The 17,648-nt window shown below is 64.6% G+C and carries 15 protein-coding genes; 5 read left to right on the top strand and 10 right to left on the bottom strand.

Annotated elements, in window-relative coordinates; genetic code table 11:
• The first annotated feature begins 162 nt into the window (after positions 1 to 162).
• Complete coding sequence (locus R3P95_RS20280) at positions 163 to 948, top strand: alpha/beta fold hydrolase (protein WP_317533452.1); 786 nt, start codon at positions 163 to 165, stop codon at positions 946 to 948.
• 68 nt (positions 949 to 1,016) lie between these two features.
• On the opposite strand, the gene R3P95_RS20275 is transcribed toward R3P95_RS20280, so the two are convergent.
• The gene (locus R3P95_RS20275; RefSeq protein WP_394855314.1) at positions 1,017 to 2,732 is read right to left on the bottom strand and encodes an AMP-binding protein; all 1,716 of its coding nucleotides are present in this window, start codon (positions 2,730 to 2,732) and stop codon (positions 1,017 to 1,019) included.
• A gap of 77 nt (positions 2,733 to 2,809) precedes the next feature.
• Between R3P95_RS20275 and R3P95_RS20270 the strand changes: the two genes are divergently transcribed.
• Positions 2,810 to 3,283, top strand: a complete 474-nt coding sequence (locus R3P95_RS20270; RefSeq protein ID WP_317533453.1) for a DUF3995 domain-containing protein — start codon at positions 2,810 to 2,812, stop codon at positions 3,281 to 3,283.
• On the opposite strand, the gene R3P95_RS20265 is transcribed toward R3P95_RS20270, so the two are convergent.
• Genes R3P95_RS20265 through R3P95_RS20245 form a run of 5 tightly spaced genes read right to left on the bottom strand, consistent with a single transcriptional unit; the run spans position 3,280 to position 8,603 of the window.
• On the bottom strand, positions 3,280 to 4,386 hold the full coding sequence (locus tag R3P95_RS20265; protein ID WP_094640485.1) for an ABC transporter ATP-binding protein: 1,107 nt from the start codon (positions 4,384 to 4,386) through the stop codon (positions 3,280 to 3,282). The genes R3P95_RS20270 and R3P95_RS20265 overlap by 4 nt on opposite strands.
• Positions 4,387 to 4,397: 11 nt before the next feature.
• Entirely contained in the window at positions 4,398 to 5,282 is an 885-nt protein-coding gene (locus R3P95_RS20260; protein WP_068049004.1) for a carbohydrate ABC transporter permease, read from the bottom strand.
• On the bottom strand, positions 5,282 to 6,232 hold the full coding sequence (locus R3P95_RS20255) for a carbohydrate ABC transporter permease (RefSeq protein WP_037196012.1): 951 nt from the start codon (positions 6,230 to 6,232) through the stop codon (positions 5,282 to 5,284). Before R3P95_RS20255 ends, R3P95_RS20260 begins: the two co-directional genes overlap by 1 nt.
• Complete coding sequence (locus tag R3P95_RS20250; protein ID WP_441344161.1) at positions 6,229 to 7,581, bottom strand: extracellular solute-binding protein; 1,353 nt, start codon at positions 7,579 to 7,581, stop codon at positions 6,229 to 6,231. The genes R3P95_RS20255 and R3P95_RS20250 overlap by 4 nt, the downstream gene beginning before the upstream one ends.
• Positions 7,578 to 8,603: a sugar-binding transcriptional regulator gene (locus R3P95_RS20245; protein WP_094640484.1), complete on the bottom strand. Its 1,026-nt coding sequence runs from the start codon at positions 8,601 to 8,603 to the stop codon at positions 7,578 to 7,580. Before R3P95_RS20245 ends, R3P95_RS20250 begins: the two co-directional genes overlap by 4 nt.
• A 115-nt stretch (positions 8,604 to 8,718) precedes the next feature.
• Between R3P95_RS20245 and R3P95_RS20240 the strand changes: the two genes are divergently transcribed.
• Entirely contained in the window at positions 8,719 to 9,741 is a 1,023-nt protein-coding gene (locus tag R3P95_RS20240; RefSeq protein ID WP_149407089.1) for an NAD(P)-dependent alcohol dehydrogenase, read from the top strand.
• Positions 9,738 to 11,213 carry a mannitol dehydrogenase family protein gene (locus R3P95_RS20235; RefSeq protein WP_149406951.1) on the top strand — a complete coding sequence of 492 codons (1,476 nt, stop codon included), beginning with the start codon at positions 9,738 to 9,740 and terminating at the stop codon, positions 11,211 to 11,213. The genes R3P95_RS20240 and R3P95_RS20235 overlap by 4 nt, the downstream gene beginning before the upstream one ends.
• Here the strand turns inward: R3P95_RS20235 and R3P95_RS20230 are convergent.
• From R3P95_RS20230 to R3P95_RS20215, 4 genes are all read right to left on the bottom strand, one after another.
• The gene (locus R3P95_RS20230) at positions 11,197 to 11,862 is read right to left on the bottom strand and encodes a potassium channel family protein (protein ID WP_149406950.1); all 666 of its coding nucleotides are present in this window, start codon (positions 11,860 to 11,862) and stop codon (positions 11,197 to 11,199) included. The genes R3P95_RS20235 and R3P95_RS20230 overlap by 17 nt on opposite strands.
• Complete coding sequence (locus R3P95_RS20225; protein ID WP_317533524.1) at positions 11,855 to 13,168, bottom strand: TrkH family potassium uptake protein; 1,314 nt, start codon at positions 13,166 to 13,168, stop codon at positions 11,855 to 11,857. Before R3P95_RS20225 ends, R3P95_RS20230 begins: the two co-directional genes overlap by 8 nt.
• Before the next feature lie 263 nt (positions 13,169 to 13,431).
• Positions 13,432 to 14,388 carry a 2-hydroxyacid dehydrogenase gene (locus R3P95_RS20220; protein ID WP_317533525.1) on the bottom strand — a complete coding sequence of 319 codons (957 nt, stop codon included), beginning with the start codon at positions 14,386 to 14,388 and terminating at the stop codon, positions 13,432 to 13,434.
• A 14-nt stretch (positions 14,389 to 14,402) separates the two neighbouring features.
• Complete coding sequence (locus tag R3P95_RS20215; RefSeq protein WP_317533454.1) at positions 14,403 to 15,749, bottom strand: enolase C-terminal domain-like protein; 1,347 nt, start codon at positions 15,747 to 15,749, stop codon at positions 14,403 to 14,405.
• 288 nt (positions 15,750 to 16,037) lie between these two features.
• On the opposite strand from R3P95_RS20215, the gene R3P95_RS20210 reads away from it, so the two are divergent.
• Positions 16,038 to 17,636, top strand: a complete 1,599-nt coding sequence (locus R3P95_RS20210) for an aldehyde dehydrogenase (NADP(+)) (RefSeq protein WP_149406947.1) — start codon at positions 16,038 to 16,040, stop codon at positions 17,634 to 17,636.
• The last annotated feature ends 12 nt before the right edge of the window (positions 17,637 to 17,648 follow it).

The raw sequence follows: 17,648 nt of genomic DNA, 5'->3' as shown, positions 1-17,648 counted from the left end.
CCATCGCCCGCGAAATATTCGGCCTACTGAAGCCCACACCCAGCCCTTGACAGACATAGGAGCATCATTCAGTGGACGGGAGTGGAGCCTGCGGAATGACCCACAAGCGCAGTTCGGGGGTCAATGTCACATTGAGTGGACTTCGTTCGGGAGGATTGCGGGGTGGAGTATGCCTCGAATGCAGACGATGGGACACGGATCGCGTACACGGTGGTGGGGTCCGGCCCGCCGTTGTTGATGGTGCACGGCAGTTTTCTAACGCACACGATCTGGCGGACGTTCGGCTATGTGAAGGCGCTGCGCGGCGCTCGGCAGTTGATTCTCATCGACAGTCGCGGGCACGGCCGCAGCGAGAAACCCCATTCTCCCGACGCGTATGCGATGAGCACGATCGTCGGCGATCTGACGGCGGTGCTCGACGCGGTGGGCGCGGAGACCGTCGACTATCTGGGGTATTCGTTCGGGGCTCGGGCCGGGTTGGCGCTGACGGCAGCGGCTCCCGAGCGAGTGCGATCGCTGGCCGTCGGCGGCGGTAGTCACGGCGCTCAGGCCGGCGCGTTCGATCGCCTGTTCTTCCCCGGGTGCGCAGACGTGTTGGAGCAGGGTGGCATGGACGGGTTCCTCGAGGCGTGGAACAGCCACCGTATGTTCCCGATCGATGCCGGTACGCGAGCGGTGTTCTCCACCAACGACGCCCAGGCCATGGCCGCGTACATTCGAGCATCCGACGCCGATCCGGGCCTATCCGACGACGCGTTGCAGCAGTTCACCCAGCCGTCGCTGTTCTACGTCGGCAGTCAGGACGGCACCAGGCTCGACGACACCCGAGCTGCCGCGGCGCTGGTACCGAACTCCGAATTGCATGTCATCCGCGGATTCGATCACGCGACAACGATGGCGGCGTCCACCGAAGTGCTCGGGATTCTCGAACGGTTCTGGGACAAGTGACCTGAGCGTCCACTATTCGCCTCGAGAATCGGGATCCCGCCTCCCACCGCAAATAGTGGACAGCCACATCACCTCTTGAGTGCAGGGAACTGGTCGTCACGCCACTCGGTCTCCAGCGGTCCGACGGCCGCGTCCTCGCGGGCGCGCAGTTCCACTCGGCGGATCTTGCCCGAGATGGTTTTCGGTAGCTCGAAGAACTCGATTCGGCGCACCCGCAGGAACGGCGCAAGGTGCTCGCGGGCGTACTTGAGGATCTCGAACGCGGTGTCCTCGTTGGGTTCCCAGCCCGACGCCAATGCCACATACGCCTTGGGGACGGCCAGTCGCGTCTCGTCGGGGGCGGGCACCACCGCGGCCTCGGCAACGGCGGGGTGTTCGATGAGCACGCTTTCGAGTTCGAACGGGGAGATCTTGTAGTCCGAGGCCTTGAACACGTCGTCGGTGCGGCCGACGTAGGTGATGTAGCCCTCGGAGTCCCGTGATGCGACGTCGCCGGTGTGGTAGTAACCGTCGGCCATGACAGCGGCGTTGCGTTCGGGGTCGCCGAGGTATCCGGTCATCAGGTTGAACGGCTGCTGCGCCAGGTCGAGGCAGATCTCGCCTTCGTCGGCGAGTTCGCCGGTGGTGGGGTCGACGATCACCACCGGCACGCCCGGCAGCGGCCTCCCCATCGAGCCGGACTTGAGTACCGCGCCGGGTGTATTGGCAACCAGCGCAGTGGTTTCCGTCTGGCCGAACCCGTCGCGGATGTTCAGGCCCCACTCCCGCTGCACCCGCGAGATCACCTCGGGGTTGAGGGGCTCACCTGCTCCGATGGCCTCGCGTAGCGAACCACCGCCACCGGCGAGGTCGGCTTGAATCAGCATGCGCCACACCGTCGGTGGAGCACAGAACGTCGTCACCTCGGCCCGGCGGATCTGCTCGAGCAACGCTTTCGCGTCGAATTTTCCGTAGTTGTAGATGAAGATCGTCGCCTCGGCGATCCACGGCGCGAAGAAGCAACTCCACGCATGCTTGGCCCAACCCGGCGAGCTGATGTTCAGGTGCACGTCGCCCGGACGCAGACCGAGGAAGTACATGGTGCTCAGATGCCCGACGGGATAAGAGATCTGGGTGTGTTCGACGAGCTTGGGCTTGCTGGTGGTGCCGGAGGTGAAGTACATGAGAAGGCGGTCGGTGGGAGCCGTCACGGACTCGAACGGTACGGCCTCGACAGAACGAGCCTCGGCATAGTCGACCCAGCCATCTCGAGCGGAGGTGGCGATGCGCAGGTAGTCCCCGGGTACGTCGTCGAATTTGCCGGTGTCCGAGGGGTTCACGATCACTGCGCGCGCATTGCCGCGCACCACACGGTCGGTCAGGTCTGCGGGCCCGATGGCAGTGGTGGTCGGCATCAACACCGCGCCCAGTTTCATCACCGCGAGCATCGCTTCCCACAGTTCCACCTGATTGCCGAGCATCAGGATCACCGAGTCGCCGCGGCCGATGCCCTGTTGCTCGAGCCACCTGGCGACCTGGTCGGAACGACGCGCGATGTCGTCGAAGCTGTACTTGGCCTCGCTGCCGTCCTCTTCGACGATCCACAACGCAGTGCCGTCGTTGCCACGGGCGATCGCGTCGAACCAATCGATGGCCCAGTTGAACGTCTCACCGAACGACGGCCACTCGAAAGTCTCTACGGCGCGGTCGTACTCGCCGTAGGAGTCGAGCAGCAGGTCGCGAGCGTTCCTGAATGCCGTATGTGCCGATTCGGCCATGCTTCCTCCGTAGCCTGTGATGCTCATCACCGCCACGGTAGGGGAGATGAACAATCCCGCGCTACCCCTGAACGGGGGTGAGAACTCGGCTAGCCTCGCTCACCGTGGCCATCGGATACTTCGCGATCGCAGGTGCGCTGGGGTTAGTTCACGCCGCGTTTTCCGGCTACTGGGCTGCAGGTGGCCGATGGATGTTGAACACCGTCGGATCATTCGCCACGGAATGGGTCGAGACCGAACCGCAGACTGCGCGAACAGCACTGCTGGTGCTCACGCTGCTCAAACTTGCAGCGGCAATTCTTCCCGCCCTCGCCTACATGAACCGGCCGCGCCTGGCAGCACAGAACCGGACCAGGCTGCCGGCGATCGTCCTCGGCATATCCTGGCCCGGCTCGGTGCTGCTGATTCTCTGGGGCGGAACGTCGTTCGTCGGAGCGGTGATCGGCCTGATCGCCTCGGACGAGAACCGAAGCGTCAAGTACGGGCACCTGTTCTTCGACGGCATCTTCCTGCTCTGGGGTGCCACCCTGCTGACGGCGCTGATCCTCTCGCGGAAAGCGCCGTACCAGCCGCGCTAGATGCGCTCGCCTGTTTCCGGGTGGAAGAGGTGGATTGCTCCGTCGAGGCGCTTCAGTCCGATGCTCTCTCCGATCCTCGCCGGGGCACGCACTGCCGAACGCGCAACCAACGACACGGGTCCCCCGTCGAGTCCCTTCACCTTCGGGTCGTCGAGGTGCGCGTACACGTACGACTCGCTGCCGAGCTCCTCGATGAGATCGACCTTGCCCTCGAAGCCTTCGCCGCCGCCGTGGACGATGCCGATGTTCTCGGGCCGCATTCCGATGGTGACCTCGTCGATCCCCAGGCTCGCGAGCTTGGTCAGCTCGTCGCGCTCGAGCGGGAGCAGGAACTTACCGATCTGCACGCCGCCCGAGCCGATGGGTACCGTCATCAGGTTCATCGCCGGGGAGCCGATGAATCCTGCGACGAACGCGTTGACGGGGTGGTCGTACAGGTCTGTGGGAGAGGCGAACTGCTGCAGCTTGCCACCACGCAGGACGGCGACGCGATCACCCATCGTCATGGCCTCGACCTGATCGTGGGTGACGTAGACCGTCGTGGTGCCGAGCCGACGCTGCAACGCCGCGATCTGCGTACGCGTCTGCACCCGCAGTTTCGCGTCGAGGTTGGACAGTGGCTCGTCCATGCAGAACACCTGCGGCTCACGAACGATGGCGCGGCCCATGGCAACTCGCTGACGCTGGCCGCCCGAGAGCTTGCCGGGCTTGCGATCGAGGTACTCGGTGAGATCGAGCAGACGGGCCGCTTCGGCCACGCGTGCCTGACGCTTCTCGAGGCTCACTCCGCGCATCTTGAGCGCGAAGCCCATGTTCTCGCCGACGGTCTTGTTGGGGTAGAGCGCGTAGTTCTGGAACACCATGGCGATGTCGCGGTCCTTGGACGGGACGCCCACCATGTTCTTGCCGCCGATTTCGATTGCGCCGCCGTCGATCTCCTCCAGACCGGCGAGCATCCGAAGTGCGGTGGACTTGCCGGAGCCGGACGGTCCGACCAGGACGACGAACTCGCCGTCCTTTATGTCGAGGTCGAGGGAATCGACGGCGAGCGAATCGGCACCTTCGTAGACGCAGGATGCCTTCTTGTACGTGATTGCAGCCATGAGACTTTCTCCTATTTGATGGCGCCGAAGGACAGACCGCGCACGAGCTTGTTCTGCGCGAACCATCCGGCAAGGACGACGGGGAGTGCTGCGAACGTCGCAGCGGCGGAAAGCTGGGCCCAGTACAGGCCCTGGCCGGTGATGAATCCGACGAGGTACACCGGAATCGTCTGGGCCTGAACGGCAGTGAGGTTGACGGCGAAGAAGAACTCGTTCCACGAGAAGATCACGCAGATCAACGACGTCGCTGCGATACCGGGAGAGACGAGCGGCAGGATCACCTCGCGGACCGACGTCCACAGCGACGCACCGTCCATGCTGGCGGCCTCGAGCAGTTCCGACGGCACCTCCATGAAGAACGAGCGCATCATCCACACGGCGATAGGCAGATTCATCGCGGTGTAGAGAATCACCAGTGCCCAGATGTTGTCGAGCATGCCGATGTCACCGACGATGACGTACAGCGGAACGATGACGGCCACGACGGGCAGCATCTTGGTGGAGATGAAGAAGAACAGCACGTCCTGGGTTTTCTTCACCGGCCGCAGCGACAGCGCGAATGCTGCCGGAACACCCAGCAGCAGAACGAGAATCGTCGAGACGATCGTCGCGAACGCCGAGTTCAGCAGGGTGGTGCCGATGCCGCTCTCGAGGACACCTCGATACTGATCGAGGGTGGGGGTGAAGATCAGCTTCGGCGGGTTGGAGTAGGCGTCGGCCTCCTGCTTGAAGCCGGTGATCACCATCCAGAGAACCGGGAAGAAGAAGGCGATACCGGCCACCCAGGCAACGAACGACCAGATCGTGCCCGGGCCCCACTTGCTCTTCTTCCGGATCTCCTGCCCGTCGGAGGTCTGCGCGACGGCCTTCTTCTTGCTCGTGGTTGCCGTGCTCATCACGCCGCCTCCTCGTTTGCGCTGAAGCTCTTGAAGATCAGTCTCAGCGCCAGTGTGCTGAGAACGATGGTTGCCACCACGGTGACGACGCCCATGGCCGCGGCCTGACCGATGTCGAAGCCGAGGAAGGCACGCTGGTAGATGTAGAACGGCAAGTTCGCCGACGCGACTCCCGGTCCACCGGAGGTCATCATGTAGACGGCATCGAAGGTGTTGACCAGATAGATCGCACCGAGGACGGTGCCGAGTTCGATGAAGCGGCGCAGGTGCGGCAACGTCAACTCACGGAAGAGTTTGAACGGGCCTGCCCCGTCGACACGCGCAGCCTCGGCGATGTCCTTCGGCATGGACTGCAGGCCGGCGAGGATCAGCAGCATCATGAACGGCGTCCACTGCCACACGAGGTTCGTCATGACCGCGGCCAGCGGGAACCGCGACACCCAGTCGATCTCACCGACTCCGAACGGGCTCAGCGCGAAGTTGATCAGGCCGAAGACGGGATCGAACATCGTCGTCTTCCAGATCAGCGCACCGGCGACCGGGGTGACGAGAAACGGGGTGATCAGCAGCGTGCGAATCAGGCTTCGTCCGATGAACTTTCGATCGAGCAGCAGAGCGAGGGCCAGGCCGAGGACCACCGAGATGATCACGGTTCCGACGATCATGATCACGGTGTTCATCGCGACCTCGCGGAACTGACTGTCGCGGAACACGTCGATGTAGTTGTTCAGACCGTTGAACTCACGCGAACCCGGACGAACGAGGTTCCAGGACTGCGTCGAGTAGTACAGCGTGAACAGGAACGGGATCTGCGTGACGATGATGGCGAACACCAACGCCGGCAACAGTGGCCCGCGTCGACGCCACCCCTCTGCCTTGGAGATGGTTCTCGGTCTCGGTACGAACTTCTCCGGTTCGGCCGGAGCCGTCCGTTCTTCGGTGGTGGTCATCCCTGGTCCTCCTGGTACGTCCTGCCGACCACTTCGGCGTATTGCTGCGCTTGGTCGAGCGCGTCGTCGACGCTGATCTGTCCGGCGATCGCGGCACTGATCTGTTGGCTGACCCGGGTACCGAGGTCCTGGAACTCCGGAATGGTCAGGAACTGGACTCCGGTGTACGGAACCGGATCCACGGTGGGGTCGTTCGGGTCGGCACTGTCGATGGAGTCGAGGGTCAGCTGACCGTAGGCCGCCGACGCCTCCGCGTACTCGGGAATCTCGTAGGTCGAGAGTCGACTTCCGGGAGGCACACGCTCCCACCCGAGTTCGTTACCGACCTTGTTCAGATATTCCTTGCTGGTCATCCACGAAACGAACTTCCATGCCTCGTCGGGTGCCTCGCTGGTCTTGGGGATGCCCAGTGCCCAGGAGTACAGCCAACCGTTGTCGCCCTTGGCCGCCGACGGGGCCTTGGCGTAACCGATCTGCCCGACGACGTTGCTCGACGACGGGTCCTCGAGGACCGAGACGGCCGAGGTGGCGTCGTACCACATGGCGGTGTTGCCCTGGGAGAGTTGCGTTCCGCACTCACTGAACCCACTGGTCGCCGCGCCGGCCTGACCGTGCTCACGCACGGTGTCGACGTAGAACTGCACGGCTTCGCGTACCTCGGGACTGTTCAGCTGGGCGTTCCAGTTCTCGTCGTACCAGCGGCCGCCGAACGCGTTGATGACCGTGTTGAGCGGTGCGAGCACCTCACCCCAGCCGGGCTTGCCGCGCAGGCAGATTCCGGACAGGCCCGGGCTGTCGAGAGCGGCTGCGGCGTCGGCCACCTGCTGCCAGGTGGGCTCGGCAGGCATGTCGATACCGGCCTGCTCCATCAGATCCTTGCGGTACATCAGGAACGACGATTCACCGTAGAACGGCACCGAGTACATGCTGCCCTCGTACGACAGCGACTCCTTCAGCGTGGGAATGAAGTCGTCCTCGTCGTAGCCCGGCGTGGCGTCGGCGTACTCGGAAAGATTGGTCAGCCAACCGTTCTCGGCCCACTGCGGGGTCTCGAAGTTGCTGATCATCACCACGTCGAACTCACCGCCGCCGGTCGCGACCGAGGCCGTGATCTTGGCTCGGGCCTCGTTCTCCGAGAGCGACACGAACTTCAGGTTGATACCCGGGTTCTCCGCCTCGAACTCCGGAGCAAGCGAAATGGCATCGGACATCTGCGAATTCGAGACGATCGCGACGGTGACCGTCGTACCGTCACCATCACCACCGAACGAGCCGGCACCGGCACATCCGGACACCACCAAGGTCGTCGCGAGCGAGGTCGCGACAACCACCTTCGGTAGAACTTTCACTGAGATACCTTTCCATTCGACGCTGATGTGGATCGATCCACAAGCCAACGCGCACTTTCGATGTCGGTGACCAAGATCGATGCCAGTCCACCGCGCAGTGCACCGAGCAGCGCTTCGTGTTTTCGTTTTCCGCCCGTGACGAGCACCGCCCGATCGCAGGCCCTGATGGCGTCGAGCCCCACCGACACGGTTCGGCCGGGGAGTGATCCGCCGGTGTCCTTGCCGTCGGCGTCGTAGAACCGTCCGCCGATCTCACCGACCGCACCGAGTCGGCGCAGTTCGTCGAGCACCTCGAGGTCGATGAAGCTGCCCTCGAACAATGTGGTGGACGTGGAAACGGGACCGATGCCGTACATCATCACATCGGCATCGGTCCCGGCTTTGAGTGCGCGAGAGATCACGGAGTCCTGCTCCAACGCAACGACAGTAGCCTGATCGGCGTACAGCGGCGCATTGAGCCTGATGGGTGTCGCCTGCAGGTACGCAGCGCACCGTCCGAGTGTGTACTCGACGCCGGTCTGGTAGTCGGCCGAGGTGATGGAACCGTCGAGTTGCACCACCGCAGCACATTTGGTGGACCTGGTCTTGAGCGAGCTGGCGACCGCCACCGTCTCGGGTCCCCAGGTGAAGCCCAGCACATCCTTGTCCTGGAGCCGACGAGAGAGCAGCGTCGCCGCTGCCCGGCCGAGGGAACCGTAGCCGGCGTCCGTGCCGTCGATGACGTCCGAGACGACGAGCACCTCGGTCAGCCCGAACTGCGCTTCGAGTTCACGCTCGATGTCGGCGTGCACGGTGCCCTGCAGGTCGTCGGGAACGTTGATCTCGATGGTCACCAGTCCCTGGGTGCGAGCGCGTGCAACCAACCGCCCTGCTGTGGGGCGTGAGACACCGAGCTTCACGGCGATCTCGGCCTGAGTCGCGCCTTCGAGGTGGTACATGGTCGCGGCGCGCAGAGCCAGGCGCAGATCCTCTCCGGACCGCGGAGACTTCGACCCCGCCGGACCGGATGACGATCCATCCATTTCGCCTCCCAAGTTGTGAGCAGATGCTCAGCTCGTGCTCATCTGCTCACTAAGCTAACATTAAGGTGTGATCTACACAACACCCCCCGACGGCGGGCGGCCCGTGCCACAGTCCATGCAGGCCAGCGTCCTCACCGCAGCACAGGAGATACGACTCGAAGAACGGCCCGTCCCCACCCCCGCGCCCGATCAGGTCCTCGTACAGGTCACGGCGGTCGGGGTGTGCGGTTCCGACGCGCACTACTACCGGGAGGGGCGCATCGGCGAGTACGTGGTCGACGGCCCCCTGGTACTCGGGCACGAGGCCGCGGGCGTCATCGTGGCCGTGGGCAACGACGTCTCCGACACCCGCGTCGGGCAGCGCGTGTCCATCGAGCCGCAGCGCCCCGATCCCACCAGCGCTCAGTCCCGCGCAGGCCGCTACAATCTGTGCCCGGCCATGGAGTTCTTCGCGACGCCGCCCATCGACGGCGCGCTCGCGGAGTACGTGTTGATCCAATCGACCTTCGCCCACGACGTCCCCGACGACATCTCCGACGAGGCTGCTGCGCTCTTCGAACCGCTGTCGGTGGGCATCGCGTCGGCCCAGAAAGCGCGGATCTCCGCGGGCTCGAGCGTGCTCATCGCGGGAGCGGGGCCCGTCGGGCTCGTCACCGCGCAGGTCGCGCGCGCGTTCGGTGCCACCGAGGTGATCGTCACCGACATCGACGCTTCCCGCCGGGCCAACGCGCAGAGGTTCGGCGCGACTCGCGTGCTCGACCCCGCCGCCGAGGACGTGCGCTCCCTGACGGTCGATGCGTTCATCGACGCGTCCGGTGCGGCCCGAGCCGTGATCGACGGCATCCACGCGGTCCGGCCCGCAGGCACGGTCGTCCTCGTCGGCATGGGTGGATCAGATTATCCGCTGCCGATCTCGCTGATCCAGAACCGAGAATTGCTGCTCACCGGCGTCTTTCGCTACGCCAACACATGGCCGATCGCACGCGCGCTGGTGGCGTCGGGCATGGTGGATCTCGACGCGATGGTGACGGCGCGATTCGGGCTCGATGGCGTCGAGGATGCATTGAACGCAGACAGGCAACCCGGAAGCATCAAAGCCGTAGTGATTCCAGGACTTTCGAAGGAGAACGACGCATGAAGTTGAACTCGCAGAACCTCGCCGACTTCATCGAGGACGTCGCGGTTCCGACGTACGACCGATCCGAGGTGACGGTCGGCATCGTGCATTTCGGTGTCGGCGGCTTCCATCGCGCCCACCAGGCGATGTACGTCGACCGTCTGTTGCAGCAGGGGCAGGCGCTGGACTGGGGAATCTGCGGCGTCGGCGTACTGCCCGGCGACCGGAGAATGAACGACGTCATGCAGGCACAGGACTGCCTGTACACGTTGGCGCTCAAGCATTCCGACGGCACGTGGGACACCCGCGTCATCGGTTCCATCGTCGAGTACCTCTTCGCACCGGACGACGCCGAGGCCGTGATCGAGAAGATGGCAGCCGACACGACGAAGATCGTCTCGCTCACCATCACCGAGGGTGGCTACAACTTCTCCGCGACGACGGGCGAGTTCGACGCCGACAATCCGGCCATCGTCGCCGACCTCGCCGACGGCGCTGTTCCCGCAACGACATTCGGCCTCGTGATCGAAGCATTGGCTCGACGCAAGAGCCGCGGAATGGCACCGTTCACCATCATGTCCTGCGACAACATCGAGGGCAACGGACACATGGCGCAGTCGACGTTCACCGCGTTCGCGCGCCTGAAGGACCCGGCGTTGGCCGACTGGATCCAAGCCGAGGGCGCGTTCCCCAATTCGATGGTCGATCGCATCACGCCGGTCACGACACCGGAAGTGACCGAGCAACTTTCGTTGCGCTACGCCATCGACGATCAGTGGCCCGTTGCAGGCGAGCCGTTCACGCAGTGGGTGCTCGAGGACAACTTCACCCTCGGCCGTCCACCGCTGGAAGAGGTGGGCGTGCAGGTGGTCGAGGACGTCACCCCCTACGAGCTGATGAAGCTGCGGTTGCTCAATGCCAGCCACCAGGCGCTCGCGTACTTCGGCTACCTCAGCGGCTATCGCCTCGTCCACGAGGTGTGCCAGGATTCGCTGTTCGCCGACTTCCTGCTCGCCTACATGGACGAGGAGGCGACCCCGACGCTGCAGCCGGTCCCCGGCATCGATCTGACCGACTACAAGAAGACGTTGATCGAGCGGTTCTCCAACCCCGAGATCCGCGATACCGTCGCTCGCCTGTGCGCCGAGTCCTCGGACCGAATCCCCAAGTGGCTCTTACCTGTCATCCGCAAGAACCTCGAGACCGGCGGTGAGATCACCCGCTCCACCGCAGTGGTGGCCAGTTGGGCTCGATACGCCGAGGCCGTCGACGAGTCCGGCGAGCCCATCGAGATCGTCGACCAGCTCAAGGATTCACTGGTGCCGATCGCGCAGAGTCAGCGCGAGAACCCCACGGCGTTCATCGCCAACCGCGCAGTGTTCGGGGATCTGATCGACAACGAGCGGTTCGTGGCCGAGTACACGAAACAACTGTCGTCTCTGCAGGAGCGGGGAGCACGCGAGACGCTGGAATCGCTCAGGTCGACTCACTGAATCGTTCGGCGTCTCGAACCTGACCGGAGACGATGACGGTATCGCCCGCACCGATCACCGTGTCGGCCGTGGCGTAGGTGAATCCTTCGCCCTGTCGCTTGACCGCGACGACGGTGACGCGATGTTTGGTGCGTATTCCGCTTTCGCCCAGCTTCTTTCCGATGATGGAGGCGGGCGGAGAGGTCTTGATCATGGCGAAACCGTCGTCGAATTCGATGTAGTCCATCATTCGGCCGCGCACCAGATGGGCGACGCGCTTACCCATGTCGTGCTCGGGCCGCACCACATGGTGCACGCCGATCTGGTTGAGGATCTTGGCGTGCGCGTTGCTGATCGCCTTGGCCCAGATGTTGGACACCGACAGGTTGATCAGCGCGGACGCGGTCAGCAGACTTGCCTCGAGATCGGATCCGATGCCCACGACTGCGCGGTCGTACTCGTGAACCGACAGTTGGCGCAACGACTCCTCGTCGGTGGTGTCGGCCACGGCCGCGTGTGTGAGTCGGTCCGAGACACGTTGCACCACAGCCTCGTCGGTGTCGATGCCGAGGACCTCGACGCCCTGGCCCATCAGTTCCAGCGCCAGCGACTTGCCGAAGCGGCCGAGGCCGAGGACGACGACGACGTCGGAGGACGGTTTCCTAGCCAATGAACGGCCTTTCCGTGGGGAGCGTGTAGCGCCGACCGCGGTCGCGGGCGGCGAGGGCGCTGACGAGAGTGATGGAACCGATGCGGCCCAGGTACATCAGCACGATCAGGATCATCTGTCCCCACCCGGGCAACTGTGCGGTGATACCGGTCGACAGACCGACGGTGGCGAAGGCCGAGACGACCTCGAACAGCAGGACGTCGAGGTCGAAGTCCGTGCCCGCCAGCAACGCGACGACCGGGAGCATGACCAACGCGACGCCGATCAGTGCCACGGTCAACGCCTGACGTTGCACGCGCGCGTCGATCCGACGATCGAACACCGTCACCTCTCGGTCACCTCGGATCTCGGCCAGGATGACGAACAGCAGTAGTGCGAACGTGGTGACCTTGATGCCGCCTGCGGTTCCGCCGCTGCCACCACCGATGAACATCAGGACGTCGGTGACCAGCAGGGTCGCGTTGTCGACATCCGCGTAATCGACGCTGTTGAACCCTGCGGTTCGGGGCATGATTCCCTGGAACGTCGCGACGAGCATCTTGTCCCAGAAGCCGAATCCTCCCAGCGTTCTGGACCACTCGAAGAGCATCACGACCGTCGGTCCGAGTACCAACAGAACTCCGGTGACGGTCAGCGTCAGTCGTGTGTGCAGCGACCAGCGGTGGGGCGAGCGACCGCCCTTGGCTCGGGACCGAACTCGACGGGCGATCTCGAAGAGAACCGGAAATCCGATGCCGCCCAACACGACCGCGATCAACAGTGGAATGCAGATCCATGGATCGGTGGCGAACCCGATCATGTTGTCGCTGAACAGCGCGAAGCCGGCGTTGTTGAACGCGGAGACCGCATGAAAGGTCCCCAGCCACAGAGCACGACCGAGAGACTCGTCGTATCCGAGGAAGAAGCGCGCCGCGAGGGCTGTCGCGACGACGCTCTCGATGATCAGACTGGTGCGGAACACGCCGACGACGACGCTCCGGACATCACCCAGCCCCGAGGTACGCACCTCCGCGGCCGCGTTGAGCCTGCCGCGCAGACCTATTCGATCGGCAAGGACCAGACCGACCAGGGACGCGATCGTCATGATCCCGAACCCGCCGATCTGAATCAGGGCAAGGATCACGCCCTGCCCGAATCCCGACCAGTACACCGGAGTGTCCACCACGATCAGGCCGGTCAGACTGACGGCCGAGGTGGACGTGAACAACGCCTGCAGAAACCCGGTCTCGCTGCCGGGCACGGTCGCCGCCGGCAGCGACAGCACGCCCGCACCGATCGCGATGGCGAGCGCGAACCCTGTGGCCATGACCCGAACCGGCGTCGGCCTGAAGATCGCGGACCATCGCGATGCCTGGTGAGCGTCTGTCACCCGAGAAACAGTACGCTCCGCTTCGCCCCATGCGAGTGGAAGAGCCGCTTCGCGGCACGTGCACGAAAACTCGTAGCAGAGGTCGAGTTTCCGTGCACCTGGGTCATTCCGCGGGCTCCACTCCCGCGCACCTGCGCGTCAGCGCTCCACTCCCGCGCACCTGGGTCATTCCGCGGGCTCCACTCCCGCGCACCTGCGTGTCAGCGCTCCACTGCCCGCGGCCCCAATGCACTGATGTTCGACGCGATATCGGCGACTCGGCCCACGAACGTGTGGTGCGTGACGCCCGACGAGTGGGGCGTCATCAGCACGTTGTCGAGTTCGCGAAACGGCAGCGAACTCGGTTCGCCCACACCGTCCGGCCCCGGGTAGCGGTACCAGACATCGATGGCAGCTGCGGCGATCTCGTCGCGAGACAGTGCGTCGAACAGTGGCTGTTCCTGCACCAAGGGCCCACGGCCGACGTTGACGAGTATCCCGTCCTCACCCAGCCTCCGAAGTTCGTCGGCACCGATCATCCCGCGAGTGTGCTCGTTCAGCGGTGCGGAGACCACGACAACATCCGCGAAATCGGCGAGCCTCGTCAAACCCCCTGCATCAGCGACCCATTCGAGGCCCTCATCCGGAGCTCGTCCACTCCCGGTGACCGCAGCGCCGGTTGCCCCATAGGCCTGGAACAGTTGCCAGGTTCTTCGACCGATATGCCCGAAGCCGACAAATCCGATGCGGGCACCGCTCAGCGACAACGGTTGCGCGATGGTCGGGTCGTAGACGGCGGTCACGAACCGCCCCTCGCGCAGCGCCCGATCCTGTTGCAGAAACTTACGTCGCAACATCACGGTCGCAGCAACGACATACTCGGCAATCGACTGCTCGTGGTGAAACGTGTTGCACACCTGCACATCGTCTGCCAATCCGGAACGATCGACATTGTCCGTTCCAGCGCCCGCGACGTGCACCATACGCAGATTCGGCGCAGCGGCACCCATGGCCGCACTGAACTTGCCGCCGACGTAGACGTCCGCGTCGGCAAGTTCGTCGATGACCCGACTCTCGTCGAACGGTACGCACCACACCACCTCGGCATCGGCGGGCAGACCCGACTCGAACTGCTCCCGATGCGGCAGCACATTACGGTCGCCGACGACGATCTTCATCCGCGCACCGGAACTCATCGCACCAGGGCCGGCCGCTTGCTGTCGAACGTCCATCCCTCGATCAGGTACTGCATACCGATGGAGTCGTCGCGGGAACCGAGACCTTCCTTCTGGTACAGCTCGTGCGCCGCATCGATCTGCTCGAAGTCGAGCTCGACACCCAGACCCGGCTTGTCGGGCACGGTGAGGTAGCCGTCCTCGATCGTGAACGGCTTTTTGGTCACTCGCTGTCCGTCCTGCCAGATCCAGTGCGTGTCGATGGCCGTGATCGTTCCTGGAGCGGCCGCGGCGACGTGGGTGAACATGGCCAGTGACACGTCGAAGTGATTGTTGGAGTGCGAACCCCACGTCAGACCCCACGCATCGCACAGCTGCGCTACGCGGACAGAACCGGCCATCGTCCAGAAGTGCGGGTCGGCCAACGGGATGTCCACGGCACCGGATCGGATGGTGTGGCCCATCTCGCGCCAGTCGGTGGCGATCATGTTGGTCGCGGTCTGCAACCCGGTGGCGCGCTTGAATTCGGTCATCACTTCTCGACCGGAGAATCCGCCCTCCGGTCCGACGGGGTCTTCGGCGTAGGCCAGGACATCGCGCAGTCCACGGCACGTCTCGATGGCGTCCTTCAACAACCAACCGCCGTTGGGGTCCAACGTGATTCGAGCCTCGGGGAATCGCTCGGCCAGTGCGCGCACCGCAGCGGCCTCCTCGGCGGCGGGCAGCGCACCACCCTTGAGCTTGAAGTCCTGGAATCCGTATCGGGCCTGCGCCGCCTCGGCGAGGCGCACGATCGACTCGGGATCCATGGCCTTCTCGTGCCTGATGCGCATCCAGTCGTCTGCCCCGGCGGCCTCGTCGGCTGCACCACGGTAGGCGAGGTCGGTCTTGGTGCGATCGGCGACGAAGAACAGGTAGCCCAGAGCCTGAACCTTGTCACGCTGTTGACCGTCTCCCAGCAACGCGGCGACGCTGACGCCGAGATGCTGGCCGAGTAGATCCAGTAACGCCGATTCCACCGCGGTCACAGCGTGAATCGCGATCCGCAGATCGAAGGTCTGCGCGCCACGGCCCCCGGCATCACGATCCGCGAACGTGCGGCGCATCTCGGCCAGCACGGCGTTGTACCGTCCGATGCCCTGGCCCTCGACGAGTACCCGCGCATCGTCGAGAGTCTGCCGAATCGCCTCTCCACCCGGCACTTCACCGACGCCGATGCGCCCATCCGAATCGGTGAGCACCACCAGATTGCGGGTGAAGTACGGGGCGTGGGCTCCACTGAGGTTCAGCAGCATGTCGTCGTGACCGGCAATGGGAATGACGCGCATCTCGGCGACGACGGGGGTGCTCGTGGGGACGCTCATGTCCGACCTCTCTCATACGCCATCGGTGACTCGGCTCACAGACGAGACTAGGACTCCCGATCGATTCATGTCCAAGACCATCTGCGCATCGACCGATGCAGTAGTGGCATCGGTACGCACAACGGGAGCCCATCACACCTGGCAGCGCGATCGATACCGAGAGTGGATCGAATACGACTTTTTTAGACTTGGACATGTATCGATCGCCCTTCTACCGTGGTGAGCTATGAGCCAGGTCACGCCTCGGCGTCAGTGCACGCACCGCATCACAGCCCTAGGAGTCACCCCATGACAGCGTCGACGACACAGTCCACCAATCTCACCGGCCGGATGATCATCGCCGGCGTCCCGGTATTCGGTGCCGGCGCGCAGATTCACGGAATCGACCCCAGCACCGGCAGAGATCTCGAACCCGCCTATGGGCACGGAGACAACAACGACGTCGAGAAGGCCTGTGCCGCAGCGGCCGACGCATTCGCCGACTACCGGGCCACGTCCTCGGAGACCCGCGCGCAGTTCCTCGAGACCATCGCCGACAACATCGCAGCGCTCGGCGACACCCTGATCGAGCGCACCGTCGCCGAGTCGGGGCTTCCGCTGGCCCGCATCACCGGCGAGGTCGGCCGCACCACCGGGCAACTGCGTCTGTTCGCTTCCGTTCTGCGCGAGGGTAGTTGGAACGGAGCCCGTATCGATCCGGCCCAGCCCGAACGCGCGCCCCTCCCCCGCGCCGACATCCGCCAGCGACAGATCCCCCTGGGACCGGTAGCAGTGTTCGGAGCCAGCAACTTCCCACTCGCCTTCTCCGTCGCCGGCGGCGACACCGCGTCCGCCCTCGCAGCCGGATGCCCCGTAGTGGTCAAAGCACACGACGCCCACCCGGGAACGTCCGAGTTGGTCGGCCGCGCAATCGCCGACGCGGTGTCCTCCACCGGAATGCCCTCGGGCACATTCTCACTGCTGTTCGGCTCCGGCCGCGGACTCGGTACCGCTCTGGTGACGGACCCTCGCATCAAGGCCGTCGGCTTCACCGGATCACGCTCGGGCGGAACGGCTCTCGTCGCCGCGGCGGCCGGTCGCCGCGAGCCCATCCCGGTGTACGCCGAGATGAGTTCCATCAACCCCGTGTTCGTCCTGGACGGCGCACTCGCCGCCCGGGGAGCCGAACTCGGCCGCGCCTTCGTCGCATCGCTGACCATGGGCTCGGGCCAGTTCTGCACCAACCCCGGTCTCGTCATCGCCGTGGACGGCCCCGGCCTGCAGTCCTTCACCGAGGCAGCAACCGCCGCTGTCCAGGAGTCCACACCCACCACGATGCTGACCCCGAACATCGCCGCGAGCTACGCCGAGGGCGTCGACACTTTGAGCGAAGTCGTGACCGAGCTCGCCAGGGGTACCGACGCACAGGCCCCGAACGCCTGCCGCGCAGCGCTGTTCGCCACCGACGCCGATACGTTCCTCACCTCCGACGCAGCGCAGGCCGAGGTGTTCGGCGCGTCGAGCCTCATCGTTCGTTGCACCGATGCACAGCAGGTTCGCGACGTCGCCGCGCTCCTCGAAGGGCAGCTGACCGCCACTGTCCATGCCGACGAGTCCGATCACGCCGAGGCAGGCAAACTCCTCTCGGTTCTCGAACTCAAGGCAGGCCGCATCCTGTTCGACGGATGGCCCACCGGCGTCGAGGTAGGCCACGCAATGGTCCACGGCGGTCCCTTCCCTGCCACCTCCAATTCCCGCACCACCTCGGTCGGATCTCTGGCCATCGAGCGCTTCCTGCGTCCTGTTTCCTACCAGGATGTGCCGAAGTCTCTGCTGCCCAGTGCAATTGCCGACGGCAACCCAGAGGGCATCTTCCGCCGCGTCGACGGCCAGCTCACCCAAGACTGACTCACCCCCACC

It is taken from the genome of Rhodococcus cercidiphylli, from assembly GCF_033042225.1.
In the GTDB taxonomy this organism is placed as follows: domain Bacteria; phylum Actinomycetota; class Actinomycetes; order Mycobacteriales; family Mycobacteriaceae; genus Rhodococcoides.
The sequence above is the reverse complement of the archived record's forward strand: the minus strand, read 5'-3'. Positions and strand labels throughout refer to the sequence as shown.